Origin of the sequence: Alcaligenes sp. NLF5-7 (genome assembly GCF_024266725.1) — a bacterium.
GTDB classification, from domain to species: domain Bacteria; phylum Pseudomonadota; class Gammaproteobacteria; order Burkholderiales; family Burkholderiaceae_B; genus Alcaligenes; species Alcaligenes phenolicus.
Genome location: NZ_CP100755.1, coordinates 1,226,343 through 1,245,489, shown reverse-complemented (window position 1 = coordinate 1,245,489; position 19,147 = coordinate 1,226,343). Strand labels below are relative to the sequence as shown.

Annotated in this window: 17 protein-coding genes; 9 read left to right on the top strand and 8 right to left on the bottom strand. The window is 56.7% G+C overall.

Annotated elements, in window-relative coordinates; translation table 11 throughout:
• Positions 1 to 79 precede the first annotated feature (79 nt).
• Complete coding sequence (locus MID00_RS05870) at positions 80 to 1,294, bottom strand: class I SAM-dependent methyltransferase (RefSeq protein ID WP_115635269.1); 1,215 nt, start codon at positions 1,292 to 1,294, stop codon at positions 80 to 82.
• 4 nt (positions 1,295 to 1,298) lie between these two features.
• Positions 1,299 to 1,520: a hypothetical protein gene (locus MID00_RS05865; protein ID WP_009462588.1), complete on the bottom strand. Its 222-nt coding sequence runs from the start codon at positions 1,518 to 1,520 to the stop codon at positions 1,299 to 1,301.
• A 119-nt stretch (positions 1,521 to 1,639) separates the two neighbouring features.
• Here MID00_RS05865 and MID00_RS05860 point away from each other — a divergent pair, with 119 nt between their 5' ends.
• Positions 1,640 to 2,209 carry a bifunctional 2-polyprenyl-6-hydroxyphenol methylase/3-demethylubiquinol 3-O-methyltransferase UbiG gene (locus tag MID00_RS05860; RefSeq protein ID WP_009462587.1) on the top strand — a complete coding sequence of 190 codons (570 nt, stop codon included), beginning with the start codon at positions 1,640 to 1,642 and terminating at the stop codon, positions 2,207 to 2,209.
• An 85-nt stretch (positions 2,210 to 2,294) separates the two neighbouring features.
• Here the strand turns inward: MID00_RS05860 and MID00_RS05855 are convergent, their stop codons facing one another.
• Both MID00_RS05855 and ppc read right to left on the bottom strand, forming a co-directional pair.
• Positions 2,295 to 3,077 (bottom strand): sulfite exporter TauE/SafE family protein, encoded by a 783-nt coding sequence (locus MID00_RS05855; RefSeq protein WP_088451290.1) that lies wholly within the window; start codon positions 3,075 to 3,077, stop codon positions 2,295 to 2,297.
• A gap of 138 nt (positions 3,078 to 3,215) precedes the next feature.
• Positions 3,216 to 6,050 (bottom strand): phosphoenolpyruvate carboxylase, encoded by a 2,835-nt coding sequence (gene ppc, locus MID00_RS05850; RefSeq protein ID WP_254499959.1) that lies wholly within the window; start codon positions 6,048 to 6,050, stop codon positions 3,216 to 3,218.
• 163 nt (positions 6,051 to 6,213) lie between these two features.
• Between ppc and ilvD the strand changes: the two genes are divergently transcribed.
• The 6 genes from ilvD (at position 6,214) to MID00_RS05820 (ending at position 13,175) form a co-directional block, all read left to right on the top strand.
• A complete protein-coding gene (gene ilvD, locus MID00_RS05845) occupies positions 6,214 to 8,073 on the top strand; it encodes a dihydroxy-acid dehydratase (RefSeq protein WP_137430784.1) in 1,860 nt (619 codons plus the stop codon).
• A 173-nt stretch (positions 8,074 to 8,246) separates the two neighbouring features.
• Entirely contained in the window at positions 8,247 to 8,732 is a 486-nt protein-coding gene (locus MID00_RS05840; protein ID WP_026484132.1) for a cupin domain-containing protein, read from the top strand.
• A gap of 151 nt (positions 8,733 to 8,883) precedes the next feature.
• Positions 8,884 to 9,906, top strand: a complete 1,023-nt coding sequence (locus MID00_RS05835) for a TRAP transporter substrate-binding protein (RefSeq protein WP_254499956.1) — start codon at positions 8,884 to 8,886, stop codon at positions 9,904 to 9,906.
• Between the two features lie 18 nt (positions 9,907 to 9,924).
• Positions 9,925 to 10,437: a TRAP transporter small permease gene (locus MID00_RS05830; protein WP_021447035.1), complete on the top strand. Its 513-nt coding sequence runs from the start codon at positions 9,925 to 9,927 to the stop codon at positions 10,435 to 10,437.
• Complete coding sequence (locus tag MID00_RS05825) at positions 10,438 to 11,730, top strand: TRAP transporter large permease (RefSeq protein ID WP_115635265.1); 1,293 nt, start codon at positions 10,438 to 10,440, stop codon at positions 11,728 to 11,730.
• A complete protein-coding gene (locus tag MID00_RS05820) occupies positions 11,727 to 13,175 on the top strand; it encodes an amidase (protein ID WP_254499953.1) in 1,449 nt (482 codons plus the stop codon). The genes MID00_RS05825 and MID00_RS05820 overlap by 4 nt, the downstream gene beginning before the upstream one ends.
• 84 nt (positions 13,176 to 13,259) lie before the next feature.
• Here MID00_RS05820 and MID00_RS05815 read toward each other — a convergent pair whose 3' ends face one another.
• Positions 13,260 to 13,913: a GntR family transcriptional regulator gene (locus MID00_RS05815; protein ID WP_254499951.1), complete on the bottom strand. Its 654-nt coding sequence runs from the start codon at positions 13,911 to 13,913 to the stop codon at positions 13,260 to 13,262.
• A gap of 283 nt (positions 13,914 to 14,196) precedes the next feature.
• Between MID00_RS05815 and nadE the strand changes: the two genes are divergently transcribed.
• Both nadE and MID00_RS05805 read left to right on the top strand, forming a co-directional pair.
• Positions 14,197 to 15,024 carry an ammonia-dependent NAD(+) synthetase gene (gene nadE / locus MID00_RS05810; protein ID WP_254499949.1) on the top strand — a complete coding sequence of 276 codons (828 nt, stop codon included), beginning with the start codon at positions 14,197 to 14,199 and terminating at the stop codon, positions 15,022 to 15,024.
• A gap of 2 nt (positions 15,025 to 15,026) precedes the next feature.
• Entirely contained in the window at positions 15,027 to 15,782 is a 756-nt protein-coding gene (locus tag MID00_RS05805) for an IclR family transcriptional regulator (protein WP_035273598.1), read from the top strand.
• An 8-nt stretch (positions 15,783 to 15,790) separates the two neighbouring features.
• On the opposite strand, the gene MID00_RS05800 is transcribed toward MID00_RS05805, so the two are convergent.
• Genes MID00_RS05800 through MID00_RS05790 form a run of 3 tightly spaced genes read right to left on the bottom strand, consistent with a single transcriptional unit; the run spans position 15,791 to position 19,124 of the window.
• Positions 15,791 to 16,957: an acyl-CoA dehydrogenase family protein gene (locus MID00_RS05800; protein WP_063689226.1), complete on the bottom strand. Its 1,167-nt coding sequence runs from the start codon at positions 16,955 to 16,957 to the stop codon at positions 15,791 to 15,793.
• Positions 16,954 to 18,183, bottom strand: a complete 1,230-nt coding sequence (locus MID00_RS05795; RefSeq protein WP_254499946.1) for a CaiB/BaiF CoA-transferase family protein — start codon at positions 18,181 to 18,183, stop codon at positions 16,954 to 16,956. The genes MID00_RS05800 and MID00_RS05795 overlap by 4 nt, the downstream gene beginning before the upstream one ends.
• A 17-nt stretch (positions 18,184 to 18,200) precedes the next feature.
• A complete protein-coding gene (locus MID00_RS05790; RefSeq protein WP_143241228.1) occupies positions 18,201 to 19,124 on the bottom strand; it encodes a tripartite tricarboxylate transporter substrate binding protein in 924 nt (307 codons plus the stop codon).
• Between the last annotated feature and the right edge of the window lie 23 nt (positions 19,125 to 19,147).

Genomic DNA, 19,147 nt, shown 5'->3' with positions numbered 1-19,147 from the left:
AGGTATATACCCTGCCGTTTGCTGATCTCTGCTTATGGCTCTTGAGGGAAATGCCCTCAGGAAGTTCCTCAAGGCCGCTTTACAGACGCTCGCGTCGATCTCCGCTCATTGTGCCCAGCACTGGGGCTGAAATATCGCGCCCAATAATCAGCACTTTGAACAGTTCCCCCATTTCCGCTTCAGACAGCAGCTTGTTGGCGGCACTCATGGTCTGTGCCCATTGCTGTTGCACGGCGGGCGATGGGTCTTCCGGCGGAGAAGCCAGGAAATTGGTGATGCCGCAATTCATCAGGAAGCGCGCCTGGCTGGTATAGCCCAGCACATCCAAACCGGCCTCCAGGGCGGCATCCGCCATGGCGGTGAAGTCCACGTGGGCGGTAATGTCCTGCAAGCCAGCCAGCACCAGCGGCTCGGCATGAGCAAAGTGACGGAAGTGGCACATCAAGGTGCCTTTGTCACGTTGTGGGTGGTAGTACTCGCGCTGCGGAAAACCGTAGTCGATCAAAATGGCCGCGCCCTGCTTTAACCAGGTACCCATGCTGCGCACCCAGGCTTCGGCTTGCAGGTTGATCTCGGATAGGTAGAAGGGCTGCGCTTCCACGCGCTCGGCCACCAGCGAAGCCAGATGGTCGGGAGCCGGGCGGGTAGCCAGGTAGAAAGGCGCTGGCAGGCCTTGGGCCGTGCTGTCGTCTGCGGCAATGACACCTACTTCCAGCACCTTGCCAGCCACATCAAACGTGAACAGGCTGGCAGGCATGGCATCCAGAACTTCATTAGCTACCACGCAACCCTTGAAGCTGTGTGGGGTGCTGTCCAGCCATTGCACTTGTGCTTGCAGGGGGGCCAGACGCTCTTGCTGACGCGCACGCAAGTCCGGCGACACTTCCAGAATTGAATACTGCGGCTCGATACCTTGCTTGCGCAATTCCGTAATCAGCGCTTCGGCCAAAGCACCGCTACCCGCGCCAAACTCCAAAATGGACAGGGATTGGCTGCCTTCCAGCACTTCCATGACCTGACGGCTCAAGGTCTGAGCAAACAGGGGGGAGAGTTCGGGGGCCGTCGTAAAGTCGCCCGTTGGCTGATTGCTGCCAAACTTGGTGCTGCCACCGGTGTAGTAGCCCAGATGCGGGGCGTACAGCGCATGGTGCATCCATTGGTCGAAAGGCAGGAAACCGCCTTCATCGGCAATGCGGTCCAGCAAGTAATCGTTAACCTGTGCGACGTGTTTCTTCAGTTCCTCGGACAGGGGAGGCAAACCGTGTGGCAGGGCAGGGGCGGACAGTACGTTCATGGCGTCAGTTGGGCTTGTCGTTAGGTGTCTCGGAAGAAGCCGGGGCGGCGCTCTTGGCGCTGGCTTTCTTGGCCTGGGTCACTTGGTGCAGGGTGCGGATCATGCCCACCAGCATCCCGATCAGGATGGAGGTGGCAGCGGCCAGGATGAAGTTGCCGTAGACAAACCATAAAGGCAGGCACAGAACGGCCATCAGCAATATGGGTTTTTGCAGCAGAACTTTCATACACCCTCAAAAAAATAGCGTGGAATCGGGGCCAATTGTAGCCCAGGCCAGTGCTGTGCTTGAGCTTGCCCACTGCTGCGTTACCATGGGCGTTTTGTCTGCTTAGCAAAGGGGTAAGGATGAACGACAGGGGACAGGCCAGCGCCTGGTTACAGGCATGGGCCCATTTGATTCCGAATCCGGGCACGGTCCTGGATGTGGCCTGTGGTCGGGGGCGCAATGCCCGCTGGTTGGCCGAGCGCGGCAATACCGTGATCGGTGTAGACCGGGACCCGGAAGCGGTGGCAGCGACTTCGCCTTACGGGGAAATTATCCAGGCTGATATCGAAAACGGTCCCTGGCCTTTTGCCGGGCGCAAGTTCAATGCTCTGGTGGTGACCAAGTACTTGTGGCGCCCCTTGATGCCGACTTTGCTGGAGAGTCTGGAGCCAGGTGGGGTGCTGGTTTACGAAACCTTTGGGGTGGGCAACGAGCAATACAACACGCCGCGTAATCCGGACTTTCTGTTGCAGCCGGGGGAGCTGCTGCGCTGGTGTGCGGACCTGGATATCGTGGCGTATGAGCATGGTTTCCGGGCCGATCCGGACCATATTGTTCAGCGCATTGTCGCCGTGCGTCCGCGTGAGGGCGGCTCTTTCAGCGATTACCGTCTGAATCCGCAAGACGGTGGTGGCAGTATCTGCGAGTAAAGTATGTGCAGTTTTGAGCCAAGCGCAGCGCTTGGCTCAAAGCCATGTATCCGTTGTTGCTTGAGCGCGCGTATCGAATCGCGGCTTAAAACAGATAGGTACGTGCCAGCATGGACAGGGCCACAACAGCGGTCAGGATGCTGAAACCCTGTTGCAAGCGCACAGAAGGAATATGAGGGGCTAGTTGTCGGCCTATCACCATGCCACCCATGGCCGAGGCCACAAAAACCCAGCCGCTAAGGGGAATCTCCGCCCCGTGTGCCAGACTCATGGCCGACGCGCTCAGGGAAATCAGGGCGATCAGCATCAAGGATGTAGCCACAATGCTATGCATGGACAGGTCGCTGAAACGTTTTAGGGCAGGCACGATCAGAAAGCCGCCGCCCACGCCCAACATGCCTGAAAACAAACCCGCTACCGCACCAATTGAAGCCAAGGTGGCTGTGCCTGCTGGCGTCCAGCGCAGGCGGCCGGTTTCCGGGTTCAGGCAACAGGGTGTATGAGCATGTGCTGTTGCCGCCGGACGACGCAGCATTTTGGTGGCGATCCACAGCATGATGGCGACAAACAGCGTTACCAGCACTTTTTCCGGCAAGGCGTGGCTGATGCGTACGCCCAAAGACGTGACCAAAGCGCCCGTGATAGCCATGAACATGGCAGCTCTATAGCGCACGATATGCTTGTACAGACCATCCAGCGCGCCGACCAGAGCGGCGGCGCCTACAGCCAGCAAGGCCACTGGCGTGGCCGCCGTCATGCTGTAACCCATGCCCAATACCAAAGCGGGCACGGCCAAAATACCGCCACCCGCGCCAGTCAGGCCCAGCGACAGGCCAGTCAGAATTCCCAGGATGATTGCAAGCGCCATAAGCCATATGGCGTGACCCCGGTAGGGATCACGCCTTTTTCAGAAAGCGTAGTAATGGCTTATTGTACGCTCTTAACTTCTTTTGGAAATTAGCTTATTTATAAAAGTAATTAATAGGTCAATTTCCATGGCTTGGAGTTAGCCCGAGTTACGCAGGCCAGCCGCAATACCGTTGATCGTCAGGTGAATGACGTGTTGCTTGTTCACACCGCTGCGTGTGGGCTTGTTGGCCTTTTCACCTTGACGGCGATGGCGGCGCAGCAGTTCCACCTGCAAGTGGTTCAGCGGGTCAATATAGGCAAAGCGTTCGGCCAGGGCATCTTGCAAAGCCTGATCGTGCGCCAGCAGTTCGTGGCCCGTAATTTCACGGAACAGCCGGTGTGTCAGTTCGAACTCGTCACGGATTTGCGTGAAGATGGTCTCGCGCAGTTCCTCGTCCTCGACCAGACCGGCGTATTTCAGGCCGATATCCAAGTCAGTCTTGGCCAGCACCTGCTCCATATTGGACAGTAGCGTGCGGAAGAAGGCCCAGTCGCGCGCCATGGCTTGCAACTGAGCCAAGCGCTTGCTGCGGTTCAGGCCATCATTGGGCAGCCCCGATTCCAGATAGCGGTTCAAGGCCGTGCCCATGCCGTACCAGCCAGGAATAGGCAGACGGCATTGTGCCCAGGAGAAACTCCAGGGGATGGCGCGCAGGTCTTCAATGCTTTGCGTGGCCTTGCGCGAGGAAGGACGCGAGCCGATATTCAGGCCAGCAATTTCCTTGATAGGCGTGGACTGGAAGAAGTACTGATCAAAGTTCGGCGTACCGTAGACCAGTTGGCGATAGCTTTGATGAGCCTGCTCGGACATCCAGGCCATGGCGTCACCATACGCAGCCAGATGTTCGTCGTCATTGGACGAGCCTTTGCGTGAACCCAGGCTGGCTTCCAGCGTGGCAGCGACAAACAGCTCCAGATGCCAGCGACCCACGTCCGCATCCTTGTAGCGACCTTGAATCATTTCGCCTTGCTCAGTCAGACGAATCTGACCGTTCACGGTGCCTGGAGGCTGCGCCAAAATAGCGTCGAAACTGGAACCACCGCCTCGGCCTACCGAACCGCCACGGCCGTGGAACAGGCGCAGACGTACTTTGCGGCGCGAGAATACCTGCGCAAATTCACGCTCGGCACGGTATAGCGTCCAGTTGGAGGTCAGGTAGCCACCGTCTTTATTACTGTCCGAATAACCCAGCATCACTTCCTGCACGCTGTCCTGAGCGTGACGCACGCGCTGGCGGATTTCAGGCATATCCAGCCATTCCTGCATGATTTGCGGGCCACGCTCCAAGTCAGGAATGGTCTCGAACAGCGGTACAACCATCAAACCTTGATGCTCTGGCTCGTTGGAGTTGGGCACGATCAGGCCGGTTTCTTGCTGCAGCACCAGCACTTCCAGCAAATCGCTGAGCGTTTCGGTGTGCGACACAATGGTTTGTTCCAGCGCACGCGCACCAAAGCGACGGCGGCATTCGGCGGCTTTGCGCAGAATGGACAGTTCTTTCTCGGTTTCTTCCGAGTAGCGATACCAGGGCGAAACCAGGGGGCGATGGTGGCGCAACTCCGAGCGCAGCAAAGTGATGCGGTCCTCTTCGGACAGTTGGCGGTAATTGACGGGTTCGTCCTTGTACAGCGTGCCTGCCACCCGGAACAGTTCGTCCAGTACGCGCTCGTGCACGTCCGAGCTTTGGCGCAGGTCCAAAGTGGCCAGATGGAAGCCAAAAACCTCCACAGCTTGAATCAATTCGTTCAGACGCAGGCCGGCAATGGCGCCGCCTTTGTTTTCAGCCAGAGAGTCGGCAATGATTTGCAGATCAGCCTTGAATTCTTGCGGGTTTGCGTAGGGTGGAGCGGTGTAAGTGGGGCGATCGGCCAGATCGCGGCCCAGCAGGTTCTGCGCTGTGGCCGCCATACGGGCATACAGGTGAATAAAGCTGCGGCGATAAGGTTCGTCTACACGGTGTGGCGATGGGTCCTGGCTGCTGGCCGACAAGGCCGCCAGGTCTTTGCTGACGCGGTTCAGTGCGTCGGATACGGAGATTTCTGTACCCAGCAGACGAATCTGCTCCAGATAGTGTTGCAGCGCGCGTGTCGACTGGCGCAGCACCGCTTGCTCAACGGTTTCAGGGCCCACATTGGGGTTGCCATCGCGGTCACCGCCAATCCAGCTACCCATGCGCAAAAAGGCGGGCAGAGAACGTGTTTTCTGATCCAGCAGGCTTTTTTTGCCCGGTTCCAGCAAACGGTCCAGGTCGTGGTACAGCTGCGGAATGGTGGGCAGGAAGGTGGAGCCGTAATAGGCCAGGGCGTTATCGATCTCGTCCATCACCGTCAGCTTGTGATCGCGCAGCATGCGGGTTTGCCACAGCAGGGACACCAGACCGGTCAGCTTTTCCTGGGTGCGGGCTGACTGTGTGGCGTTGGCTTTGTGATCCAGGCCGTTCAATTCATCGGCAATGGCCATATGCACAGCCAGCGTACTTTGGCGTTGGACCTCGGTAGGGTGAGCCGTCAGCACCGGCATCACACAGGCTTCTTGCAGATAGCGGCGAATTTTCTTGGCGCTCAGACCCTGGTCCATCAAGGTCTGAATGGCGTGTTGCAGGCTGCCCAGCAGTTTCTCGGGATCTTGCTCTTCGCGGCGACGGTTCTGGTCGCGGTCCTCGGCAATATTGGACAGGTGCAAAAAGTAGGCAAAGGCACGGGCCACGGAACGGGCCTGCGCATCGTTCAGCTTGGGAATGTCTTTTTCCAGAATCCGTGCTTGCTGCGGATCGTGTTCACGTCTGAAACTGACAGCCGCCCGGCGCAGGGCTTCAATCAGCGTGAAGGTCGCCTTTCCTTCGCTATCACGAATCACCTCTCCCAGGGCCTTGCCCAGAAAGCGGATGTCCTGTCGAAGCAGGTTGGAAAGGTCAGGCACGGCCTGCGGCATAATATATCTCCTGTTAACTAAGGGGTTTTGCTGCAAAGGATTCTGGGTGCCAGATCGGTAGCCGCCCTACGGTAAGACGCCTTCCCGACCTTGACGCGCACAAAGCGCCTTGGGACGTTTATGATAGGTATCTTTACATAATTTTCCTGTTCAGAGAGTAGTCATGCCCCAATATCGCTCCCGTACCTCGACCCACGGTCGGAATATGGCCGGCGCGCGTGCCCTGTGGCGCGCCACCGGTATGAAAGACGAGGATTTCTCCAAACCGATCATTGCGGTGGTGAACTCCTTTACGCAATTCGTACCGGGTCACGTACACCTGAAAGACATGGGCCAACTGGTTGCCCGTCAAATTGAAGCGGTCGGCGGTGTGGCAAAAGAGTTCAACACCATTGCGGTGGACGACGGTATTGCGATGGGCCACGGCGGCATGTTGTATTCCCTGCCTTCGCGCGAACTGATCGCCGACTCGGTGGAATACATGGTCAACGCCCACTGTGCTGACGCCATGGTGTGTATCTCCAACTGCGACAAGATCACCCCCGGCATGTTGATGGCCGCCATGCGCCTGAACATCCCTGTGGTGTTTGTGTCGGGCGGACCGATGGAAGCGGGCAAGGTCTACTCGCCAGACGGCAAGACCGTGGTGCAAAAGCTGGATCTGGTGGACGCCATGATTCAAGCCGCTGACCCTAATGTCACTGATGAACAGGCTGAAGCTGTTGAACGTAGCGCTTGCCCGACCTGTGGTTCCTGTTCGGGCATGTTTACCGCCAACTCCATGAACTGTCTGACCGAGGCGCTGGGCCTGTCCTTGCCCGGTAACGGCACCATTGTTGCCACCCACGCTCGTCGCCAAGGTTTGTTCGAGCGTGCTGGTAGCCTGATCGTGGATCTGGCCAAGCGCTACTACGAGCAAGACGACGAATCCGTCCTGCCACGCAACATCGCCACCTACCAGGCTTTTGAAAACGCCATGACCCTGGACGTGGCCATGGGCGGTTCCACCAACACCGTGCTGCACTTGCTGGCCGCAGCCCAGGAAGCCGGTGTGGAATTTACGATGGCCGATATCGACAAGATCTCGCGTCGCGTCCCTTGCCTGTGTAAAGTGGCCCCTGCCACCCCCGAATTCCACATGGAAGACGTGCACCGCGCAGGTGGCATCATGGCCATTCTGGCCGAACTGGCCCGGGCCGACTTGCTGAACCTGGATGTGGGCAACGTACACAGTGGCACCTTGCGTGAAGCCATCAAGCGTTGGGACGTCAAGGGCGACAACGTCAAAGCCATCAGCGACTTCTTCCGTGCTTCCCCCGGCGGCATTCCGACCCAAGTGGCTTTCAGCCAGGATCGTTACTACCAGGAATTGGACACAGACCGCGTCAAGGGCTGTATCCGCGACAAGGCCAACGCTTATTCTCAAGACGGTGGCTTGGCTGTGCTGTACGGCAACCTGGCCATCAACGGTTGTATCGTCAAGACCGCTGGCGTGGATGACAGCATTCTGACCTTCACCGGCACGGCGCGTGTTTATGAAAGCCAGGATGATTCCGTTGCTGCCATTCTGGACGGCGTGGTCAAGGCAGGCGATGTGGTCATCATTCGCTACGAAGGCCCCAAAGGTGGCCCAGGTATGCAGGAAATGCTGTACCCCACCTCCTATCTGAAATCCATGGGCCTGGGTAAAAGCTCGGCCTTGTTCACCGATGGTCGCTTCTCCGGCGGTTCGTCCGGTCTGGTGATTGGTCATGCGTCACCTGAAGCTGCCGAAGGTGGCAATATCGCCCTGGTGCAAGATGGCGACACCATCGAGATTGACATCCCCAACCGTCGTATTCACCTGGCTATCAGCGATGAAGAAATGGCCGCACGCCGTGCCGAAATGGAATCGCGTGGCTCCAAGGCCTGGAAGCCAGTGAACCGCGAGCGCGTTGTGTCGCAAGCATTGAAAGCCTATGCCGCGCTGGCAACATCGGCTGACCGTGGTGCCGTGCGTGATGTGTCGCAACTGGACCGCTAAGCACTAGTTCTGCTTGTAAAAACCCCACCTGCCTTGAAGCAGGTGGGGTTTTTTTTCTGCCTGGTAGAAACGTACCGGGTAAATACGAATATTCCAGTGCCATCGTCCTGATAGAATCCATTTCATGCAAAACGGGATCCCATTTTGTTAATTTGGTTTTTAAGGAGGAAGTGATGAGTGAAATAGATCCAATTACCTTGGCTCCGATTCTGAATCCGGGTGGCATTGGTGGCCCGCTGACGGCAGCTCACCGGGAAATGGCGGTCAAGCATCGGGATGATCTGGAGTGGGACAACCTGCGCTACGAAGGGCAGTTCACCAAGATGATGTTCCACCCCACGCAAGACGACCCCACCATTCCTAATGCCGGGGTCGTGAAGTATCTGAAGGGTTCCGGGCACCCTTTGCACAGCCATTACTTTGCCCAGATCTGGTACATCCTGGCGGGCAAGTTCGAGATCAATGGCGTGATCTACGGCGAGGGCACCATGGTGTTTCACCCGGACCCGCATTACGAGCACGCACTGACGACCCTGGAAGACGGCGAGATTCTGTACGTGCAGTACATGGGGCCGACCACCCGCCAGCCTGCGATTTATGAAGGCCGCTTCAATATGAAAACCCGCCGTTCCCTAGACGAAGAATCCAGAGCGGTGTAAGCAGTCCCGCTTTAACAGCGAGCTACAGGAAAGCTGCCCATGCCTTTGCGTATGGGCAGCATCACAAGCAAAAAAAGCCCGATCAGGGCTGGCTTGAAACACAAATAAAACTGAACAGAAATTCAATACCACAGGATGCAGGGGGACGATCATGAAACGAATGACACGAGTGGGAATCGCGGTTCTGGCGATGCTGGGCGCGCTGAGCGCATGTGACAAAGGCGGTTCTGGCGATACCGCCAACAACGAGAGCAAAGGCCCGCGAACGCTACAGCTTGCCCACGTTTCGGTAGAGCAGAGCGAAGACATGTACCACCACCTGGCAACGAATTTTGCCAAGCGAGTGGAAGATCAAACCAAGGGGGCAATCAAGGTCCAAGTGTTGGGCGGAGCTCAACTGGGTGGCGAGCGCGATGTGTCCGAAGGCATGCAGTTGGGCACGGTGGACATGAGCCTGCTTGCCAGCTTCACCTTGGGCACCTTCGAGAAAAAAGCGATGGTGTTTGACCTGCCTTACCTGTTCAAGGATTACCAGACCGCCTTCAAAACCCTGGACTCCAGTTTCACGGATCCGATTGAAGCAGATCTGGAAAAGTCCGGCCTGAAAATTTTGGGTTGGGGGCATGGCGGTTTCCGGAATCTGTATAACTCCAAGCACGCAATCCGCAGTTTGTCGGACCTGAGCAGCATGAAAGTGCGTACGCCGGAAAGTCCTATTTATGTGGATACCTGGCAGGCGCTGGGCGTGAATGTCACCTCCATGGCGTATCCGGAGCTGTTTACCGGCCTGCAGCAAAAAACCATTGATGGTGCAGAGAACCCCACGGCCTTGTTCTATACCAGTCGCTTTTACGAAGCGGCCCCTTATCTGTCCCGAACCGAGCACGTGTATGTGGCGATTCCTTTGGTGATTTCCGGGCGGGTCTGGGACACCTTGTCGGCTGATGAAAAAGCCATCTTCCAGAAAGCAGCAAGCGAGTCAGTGCAGGAGCAGCGTCAGTTCCTGATCCAGAGCGAAGCGCAGATCGAGAAAAAGCTGATGGATGCAGGCGTGTCCATTAATGCCGATGTGGACAAGGCTCAGTTCCGCAAAGCCGTCATGCCGATTTATGAAAAGTACAAGACGGTGATTGATCCTGATCTGGTCACCCGTGCTGCGGCGCTTGCTCAATAATCCTGGCGGATAACCATCATGAAACACTCTTTGCTCGATTGGGCCGATAGAGTCAGTACCCGCCTGGATAGCTTATGCAGAACCTTGGGGGCGGCATTTCTGGGGCTGATTGTGCTGGCCGCATCAATACAGGTGGCCGGGCGCTATTTTATGGGTTACTCCCCACCGTGGATTGAGGAAATCACACGCTACAGCTTTATCTGGATGATCATGCTGGGCACGGCTGTGCTGGTTAAAAGCAATGGTCATGCCGTGATTGACCTGCTGGTGATGCGACTGAAAGGCAAAGCCCGCCAAGTGCATAGCGGCTTGGTTCAGATTGCGATTTTGACCTGCGCACTGGTCCTGCTGGTGCAGGGTTTGCAATTGATTGCCATCGTTTACCAACAGCTTAGTCCTGCCATGCGCATCTCCATGGCCTATGTGTACGCGGCCTTGCCGGTAGGTGGCGCCATCATTGCCGTGCAGTGTGTGAATGCCTTGCTGGACGGGTATCGGGATCAGCCCAGCCCAGCGGCGCAGGGGGTGTAAATGCAAGAAGCTCTCTTACTTTTTAGCTTGATGTTCACGCTGTTCATCGCGGGCATTCCTATCGCTTTTTCCTTATTGCTGTGCAGTGCGCTGTTTTTGCTGTTTACCGGCATGCGGCCACTGATTGTTGTGCCGCAGCGTGTGATGGCGGGGCTGGACTCCTTCCCCTTGCTGGCGGTGCCGCTGTTTATCCTGATGGGAAACCTGATGGAAAAGGCGGGCCTGTCCAGGCGCCTGATTGATCTGATCGACATGCTGGTCGGGCGCGTCCATGGCGCACTGGGCTATGTGACGGTGATTGCTTGTGCGATGTTTGGTGCCTTGACTGGCTCGGCTCCGGCAACGGTGGCGGCTATTGGTGCCATCATGATGCCCGCGATGATCGCGCAGAAATATCCGGCTTCTTTGGCGACAGGGATTACGGCTTCGTCCGGTGCCTTGGGCAATATCATTCCGCCCAGCATTGCCTTGATTCTGTATGGCGCAACCGTCAACGTTTCTATCCCCAAGCTGTTTGTAGCCAATATCCTGCCCGGCTTGTTGATGGCTCTGGCTTTCATGCTGACCCATATGCTGCTGACCAGAAAGCTGAAAGTGCCTAAAAGCGCAACGCGTTCCTATACCTCGCAAGAGATGGTCATGGTGGCTTTGAAGGCGATTCCGTCCTTGTTGATGCCTGTTGTGATTCTGGGCGGCATCTATGGTGGTGTGTTCACGCCTACCGAAGCCGCCGCCGTGGGTGTGGTATTCAGCCTGGTGTTGGGTGTGTGCTACCGCCAGTTCACCGTAGGTACCCTGTGGCAGGTCATGAAAAGCTCGGTAGAAACCTCTTCCATGGTGGGCATTATTCTGGGCGCAGCCGGTATTTTTGGCTGGATTCTGGCCTCGGCGCGTATCCCCATGCTGATGGTGACGGAACTGACGCCTTTGCTTGATACACAGTTCCTGTACCTGGCTTTGTTGGTGGTGTTTTTGCTGCTGGTTGGTTGCGTGATGGATGCTGCAGCCAGCATCGTGATCCTGGCACCGATTCTGGTTCCTATAGGCATTGCCTTGGGCGTGGATCCTATTCATTTGGGCGTGGTGTTCTGCGTCAATCTGGTGGTGGGTTTCTTTACCCCTCCCTTTGGCTTGAATCTGTTCACGACGGTCTCCGTATCAGGCCAGCCTTACGAGGTGGTGGTGAGAGGGGTCATGCCCTTTGTCATTGCAGCCATCATCGTTCTGTTCATCCTGGCTTATGTGCCTGAGATCTCCCTGGTGCTGGTTCGTTTGATGGAGGCGTCAGCATGATGCGCAGTTCCCACAAGGATGAGCCAATCGCCAAACCTGAGAGCGCCGTGGACATGAAGTCTCCCACTTCTATGGATCTGATTTATGCCAGTGCGGATGAACTGCAGCGCTTGTATCAAAGCAAAGTGGTGTCTCCTGTAGATGTGGCGCGGGCTACGCTGGATGCGGTAGATCGCTGGAATCCCATTGTGAATGCCTACTGTTATCTGGACCGTGCCTTGACCTTGCAAGAGGCTGCCGAATCAGAGGCTCGCTGGATGGCAGGTGCGGCACGTGGTCCTTTGGATGGCATTCCGTACGGAGTTAAAGACTTGCTTCTGGTGCGTGGCTTGCCGACTGGTTATGGTTCAAGTGCAGCAAAGATGGCGGACGCTGCCCAGGATGACGCGCCTGCGGTGGCGCGGATGCGTGAGGCCGGGGCGGTACTGATCGGCAAAACGACGACCTCGGAGTTTGGCTGGAAAGGCACGGCGGACAGTCCTTTAACGGGAGTCACACGCAATATCTGGGACTTTAGTCTGACCAGCGGGGGCAGCAGTGGCGGTGCGGCTACGGCGCTGGCAGCGGGCATGGGAACGCTGCAAATCGGTACGGATGGCGGTGGGTCCACCCGGATTCCCGCCAGCTTTTGCGGTGTCACCGGCATGAAAGCTAGCTTTGGGGGCGTACCGGCCTGGCCTGCTGGCCCGATGCTGACTTTATCCAATGTAGGCCCCATGGCCCGATCCGTGGCGGACCTGAAAGGCTTGCTGAACGTCATGATGCAGGCCGACCCACGTGACTGGAACTCGGTGCCCTTGCCGCGTCATGTGCGAGCTCCCGCTCGTGCCTTGCAGGGCCTGCGTATCGGTCTGCATCTGGATGAGCATTGCAGCCCCGAGGTCAGGGACATCATCCAGACGGCGGCGGACAAGTTGCAAGAGCAGGGCGCGCATATCATGCCTACCGAGCTACCCTTGGCTGGTGCAAAAGAGCTGATTACGGCGCATTGGGAAGCCGGTACGGCCTGGTTGGTAAGTCAGGTCTCTACTGGGCAACGCGCTTTAATTGACGAGGGCCTGCGCCGGGTCGCCAGCAAGGGCGAGCAAAACAGCCTGTCAGATTATTACCAAGCCCTGATTGGCCGACAAAAGCTGGGTGAAGCCATGCTTAGACACTTTGCGCAGTTTGATCTGGTCCTGACGCCTACCGTTCCGATATTGCCGTTTGAGGCGGGCCGGGAAGCGCCGTCTGACGCCGCTTCGCAGAATTGGCTGGATTGGAATCCCTATACCTATCCCTTCAATTTGACGCGGCAGCCCGCCATTTCCTTGCCAGCCGGTATCAGCGCCTCCGGTTTGCCCGTGGGGCTGCAACTGGTGGGGGGGCTGTATCAGGATGAGTGGCTGGTGGACGTTGCCCAGCTGGTAGAGGATTGCCTGCAAGTGCGCAGGCCGCGGTTTTAACAATCGGGTGGTTTGTCCGGGGGATCGCAAACCACCTTGATTGTGCGGTGCCACCTCTCCTTGCGGGTGGCACTGTTTTTTTGCTTAGCGCTCTGGCAACCAGTCCAGGACCAGATTCATGGTCTTGGCAACGTGCTCGGTCATGGCTTCGCGTGCTGCTGTCCCATTGCGTTCGGCCAGTGCAGAGATAATTGCTTCGTGCTCCAGAATATTTTCTTCCATCAAACGCGGCGGCATTTTCGAGGCAAAACTTAAAGCGCTGGAGACGCTGTCGTTTTGCAGCTCCTGAATCAGCTCGTGCAGGCGCTCGTTGTGACTGGTGATCGTGATCAAGTCGTGGAAAGCGCGGTTGTGTTGCAACCATTCTGACCCCTCCTCGCTGCGCACACGCGTTCGCAAGGTGCGGGCATAGTCGGACTGATGCTGCATCAAGATCTCCAGATCCGAGTCCTTGATCCAGTCCACCGCCAGTTGCGCTGCCAAGCCTTCCAGTTCGGCCCGAATCTGAAATGCCTCGCGGATTGATTTGGCAGAAGGAATAGCCACAATCGTGCGCCCGGTCTTGGTCAACGAGGTCACGCGGCGTGCCTCCAGAAAACGCAGGGCTTCCCGAACAGGGGTGCGGCTGGTCTGAAACTCCTCCGCAAGCTCGTATTGACTTAGCGAGTCGCCGGGCCGGTAGTGGCCGGACTGAATACGTCTCAGGATTTCGTCTGCGATTTCAGTTGAGGATCTCATGGGATACGTCTGGTGAGCTTGCTGTCAGCCGGGCGCGTAGGCACGCTCAATGTCGCGCAAGGCACTGGATGGCATGGGCGGGTTTTATGGTGCCCGAGCAGTAGCTAAGGGGCTTGTCTCAGTAAGGGCGATTTGTTTTTCTTGACTGAAGATTATATACAGAATCCATTTTTAATGAATAAGGATCCCAATTTTTTAACAGCCCCTGATAAGGCGGTATGGCACAGCTCTCCCAGTCCTTTACAATCGAACTATTGTTCACTTTGTGTAGAGAGCCTGCGCCATGACAGATGATCAACGAGCTTTGCAAGCCAGTATCCGTGCGGAATTGGGGATCACGGATCATTTCGATGCTCAGGAAGAAATCGAACGTCGCGTCCGCTTTTTAAGTGACTATCTGCTGCGTACCGGCTGCCGCAGCCTGGTCCTGGGGATCAGCGGGGGCGTGGACTCCCTGGCAGCAGGGTGTCTGTCTCAGCGAGCCGTAGAGCAGGCACGTCAGCAAGGCCATCAAGCGCAATTCATCGCCGTGCGTTTGCCTTACGGTGAGCAGGCTGACGAGATAGACGCCCAAGGTGGTTTGAAGGTTATCAATCCCGATCAGACCTTGGTCGTGAATGTGAAGCCCGCATCGGATGCCATGCTGGAGCAACTGCTGGCCTCCGGCCTGAAGTTCCGCGACGCGGCACAACAGGATTTTCTGATGGGCAACATTAAAGCCCGTCAACGTATGGTGGCGCAGTACGCGATTGCCGGTGCGAACGGTGGTTTGGTGGTTGGTACAGACCACGCCGCTGAAGCCCTGATGGGTTTTTTCACCAAGTTTGGTGACGGCGCTGCTGACATTACGCCTTTGGCTGGCTTGAACAAACGCCGTGTGCGCGCTTTGGCTACGGCAATGGGCGCTGCTGATGCCTTGGTCTTTAAAGTCCCCACCGCTGACCTGGAAAGTCTCAGCCCTCTGAAGCCAGACGAAGATGCCTTCGGTGTCAGCTACGACCAGATTGATGATTTTCTGGAAGGCAAAGCCATTGATGATGAAGCCACGCAGATCATCATCAAGACTTTCCATGCCTCGGCGCATAAACGTGCATTGCCGGTGGCGCCCTGAGCATGAGCACCAAACCAGCCGAGAGCAATGTCAAAACGGCTCTGCGCGTTATCGAGATTATCGAACTGTTTGCTCGAGAGACGCGCCCTTTAGCGCTTTCTGAAATGGCCCGATTGCTGGATGCGCCTGTGTCCAGCTGCCTGGCTTTGCTGCGCACTTTGTCTCGGCAGGGGTATATCTACGAGACGGGACGTCGGCAAGGTTATTACCCGACAGGCCGTTTGCTGGCGATGGCCCAGCGTATTTCTCAAGCAGACCCGATTCTGGAAAAAGTTCGCCCCAGCCTGGAAGAACTGCGCAACACCACGCAGGAAACCGTTGTGTTTGGCAAGCTGGATCTGGATAAGAAAGTAGTCTATGTAGAGGTGATTTCTTCCCCGCATCCCATACGCTATGTGGCGGTGGCAGGAACCCAACGCCATGTTCATGCCAACTCTATTGGTAAAGCGCTGTTGTCTCAGATGACACTGGAAGAGCGCGCCCAGCTTTTGGGTGATGGGCCTTTGGAAGCCTTTACGAACAAGACCTTGACCAGCCTGGACAGTTTGAATGCAGACCTGGAAACCTCTGCGCAGCGCGGCTGGTACGGCAATATGGGCGAATCCATGTCCGATGTGGGCGGTATTGCGTGGCCCATCCGGATTTCAGGCGGCAGTTACGCCATTTCGATTGCAGGTCCTGTTTATCGTATTGAACAGAACCTGCAAAGTTATGCGGAGCGGCTGCGTGTAGCTTGCCGTTTTATTGAAGAGGCCTAGAAGGTACCTCAATAGGACTTGGGCAGTCCCAGCACTTTTTCCGCTATATAGCACATGATTAATTGCGGACTGACAGGAGCCAGACGCGGAATAAAGCTTTCGCGCAGATAGCGCTCTACATGGTATTCCTTGGCGTAACCCATGCCTCCTAGGGTTTGAATGGCGGTCTGACAAGACTGGAAACCGGCTTCGGCTGCCAGGTATTTGGCGGCGTTGGCGTACTCCCCGCAAGGCTTGCCAGCATCATATAAAGCTGCAGCCTTCAGAGTGACTAGGTCGGCGGCTTCCAGCTGCATCCAGGCTTGAGCCAGCGGGTGTTGTATGCCTTGATTCTGCCCGATTGGCCGTCCAAACACATGCCGTTCTTTGGCATAGAGGGTGGCCTTCTCCAAGGCGGCTCTGCCCAGTCCAATAGCCTCGGAGGCGATCAGGATTCGTTCCGGGTTCAAGCCGTGCAACAAATAGCTAAAGCCTTTACCTTCCTCACCGATACGGTCCTCAACAGGAATACGTAGCCCGTCGATAAACAGCATGTTCGAGTCCACTGCGTTGCGTCCCATCTTGTCGATATGACGTACCTCGATGGTGCTGCGATCCAGGTCGGTATAGAACAGAGATAGACCATCCGTTGGTTTCTTGACTTCCGATAGCGGGGTTGTGCGGGCCAGTAGCAGGATTTTGTTGGCAACTTGTGCCGTAGAAATCCAGATCTTGCGACCATGTACCTGATAGTGCTCACCCTGCAAAACGGCACGGGTTTCCAGCTTGCTGGTATCCAGTCCGGAGTTAGGCTCGGTGACGCCAAAGCAGGCTTTGTCTTTGCCCTGAATTAATGGTGGCAGAAAGCGGGCGCGCTGCTCATCGTTGCCAAACACCACAACCGGATTCAGACCAAAAATATTCATATGTACGGCAGACGCCCCCGAGAACCCAGCGCCTGTACGGGAGATGGTGTGCATCATTAGAGCGGCTTCCATCATGCCCAAGCCCGCCCCGCCGTATTGCTCTGGCATGGCAATGCCCAACCAGCCACCGTCTGCCAACGCTTTATGAAAGTCATGGGGATAGACGCCATCCTGATCGCGGGCCAGCCAGTACTCGTCATCAAACTGCTGGCAAACCGACTCAATAGCCTGCACCAAGGCGCGTTGATCTTCGCTTAATTCAATATTCATACAATCTGTTCTCGGGGTGAGGGGTGAACGCTGGCCAGCATGGCCTGTATGTCTTGCTCGGTGTAGCCCAGCTCTGCCAGAACCTGGGCGGTGTGTTCTCCCAGGCTCGGTGCATGGCGTCGAATGCTGAGAGGGGTGCGCGAATATTTACCCAGAGGGGAGGGGGTGCAGATAGGGCCCTCGGTCGGGTGTTCCATATGTTGCAGATGCTGTACCGCTTGTAGATGCTCGTCATCGATCAGTTGTTCGATGGAGTACAAGGGGGCGGCCGGGATGTCGACCTGACGCAAGGCGTGGAGCCAATAAGCTGTGTCCTTTTGCTTGATCTGTGAGGCCACAAAGTCATAGACCTCGCCAATATGAATGGCGCGGGCCGAGTGCGAGCTGAAACGTGGGTCCTGTTGCAGTTCGGGTTGACCAATCAGGGAGAAGAAATTGGTCCAATGCTTGTCGTTGTAGATCAACAGCACCAGAAAGCCGTCACTGGTTTGATAGGGCTTGCGCTCTTTAGCCAGCAGGCGGGCATAGCCGGTGGGACCCAGTGCAGGCTCAAAAGAGTGGCCGCCCAGATGATCGCCCAGCACAAAATGCGCCATTGCTTCGAACATGGGGATTTCAATGGCCTGGCCTTGGCCACTTTGGCGTGCCTCAATGACACCAGCTAGTACCGCTACGGCTACATGCAGACCTACTGTGCGATCACATAGAGTCAACGGCGTATAGCGAGGTACATCACCGGACTGCTGCTGGTAGAGATGGCCTAGCCCCGTCATGCCCTGGATCAGGTCATCGTAGGCAGGACGTCCGGCGTAGGGGCCATCTTCCCCGAAGCCATAGGCGCCGACATACACAATAGCCGGGTTAGCAGCGGCGACGCGCTCGTAATCCAGGCCCAGGCGTGCCATGGCAGCCGGGCGCAGATTGTAGAGCAGCACATCCGATTCCCGAATCAGCTGCAGGCAGGCCTCTTGACCGGCAGGGGTCTTCAAATCCAGAACTACGGATCGCTTATTGCGGTTCAGATGGAGAAACAAGGCCCCCATAGCCGCGTTGCGCATAGGGCCGACTGCCCGCATGGTGTCCCCGCTGGGGGACTCCACCTTGATCACGTCAGCTCCCAGATCGGCCAGAATTTGCGTGGCAAAAGGCCCCATCACCACCGAGCTTAAATCCAGAATACGGATACCGCTCAAGGGGCCCACATTGTCCTTCTTGTGTTCAGTCATGGCAGGAGTCCACCCAATTACTGAGGGCCGAGATTGGCGTCATTAATCAGTTTTCCCCACAGTACATACTGCTCTTGAACAAACTGGGCAAACTCCTCGGGTGGGCCACTAAAGGCATCAAAACCTAGCTGGGCCAGCTTCTGGCGCACGGCTTCGTCCTGAACAATTTCATTGATTGTGCGGTTGAGTAGCTGCACGCGCTCCGGGTCCATCCCCGCCGGGCCGAAAAATCCGTTCCAGGAAGTGATGTCAAAGTCAGACAAGCCTGCTTCTTCCATGGCAGGCAGATCGGGCAGCAAGGCACTGCGTTTGGCGGTGGACACGGCCAGGGCTTTCAGGCGGCCACTATTAATAAACGCCAGCCCGGAGGTGACGTCAGTAAACATAAAGTCCACTTGCCCGGCGATCAGGTCAGTCAGTGCTTGAGGGGTGCCTTTGTACGGGACATGCAGCGCTTTCATGCCTGCTTGCAGATCCAACGTGCCGCCTGCCACGATGCCGGTACTGTTGCCAGAGGCGTACGTAATCTGACCAGGGTTGGCTTTGGCGTATTGCAGCAGCTGCTCAACAGTTTGGTAGGGACGATCAGGATTCGTCACCAGAATAAAGGGCAGGTTGCCACCACGGGCAATGGGCGTGAAATCCTTGATCGGGTCATAGGGCACATTTTTCATCAACCACGGCGCAGCAGAATGCGACGTATTGGTGGTGATGAACAGGGTGTAGCCATCTGGCGCAGCCCGTTTCACATAGTTGGCCGCAATCGAGGCATTGGCACCAGGGCGGTTTTCCACAATGATGGTCTGGCCTACCCGCTTGCCCATCTCTTCCGCAAAGATTCGACCTACGGCATCGGTGCCTGAGCCAGCCGGAAAAGGCACGATCAAGGTAATGGCTCGTTCCGGATACTGAGCCCAGGCATTGCCTCCCATCAGTAACATGGCGGCGCTACAAGCCAATACGG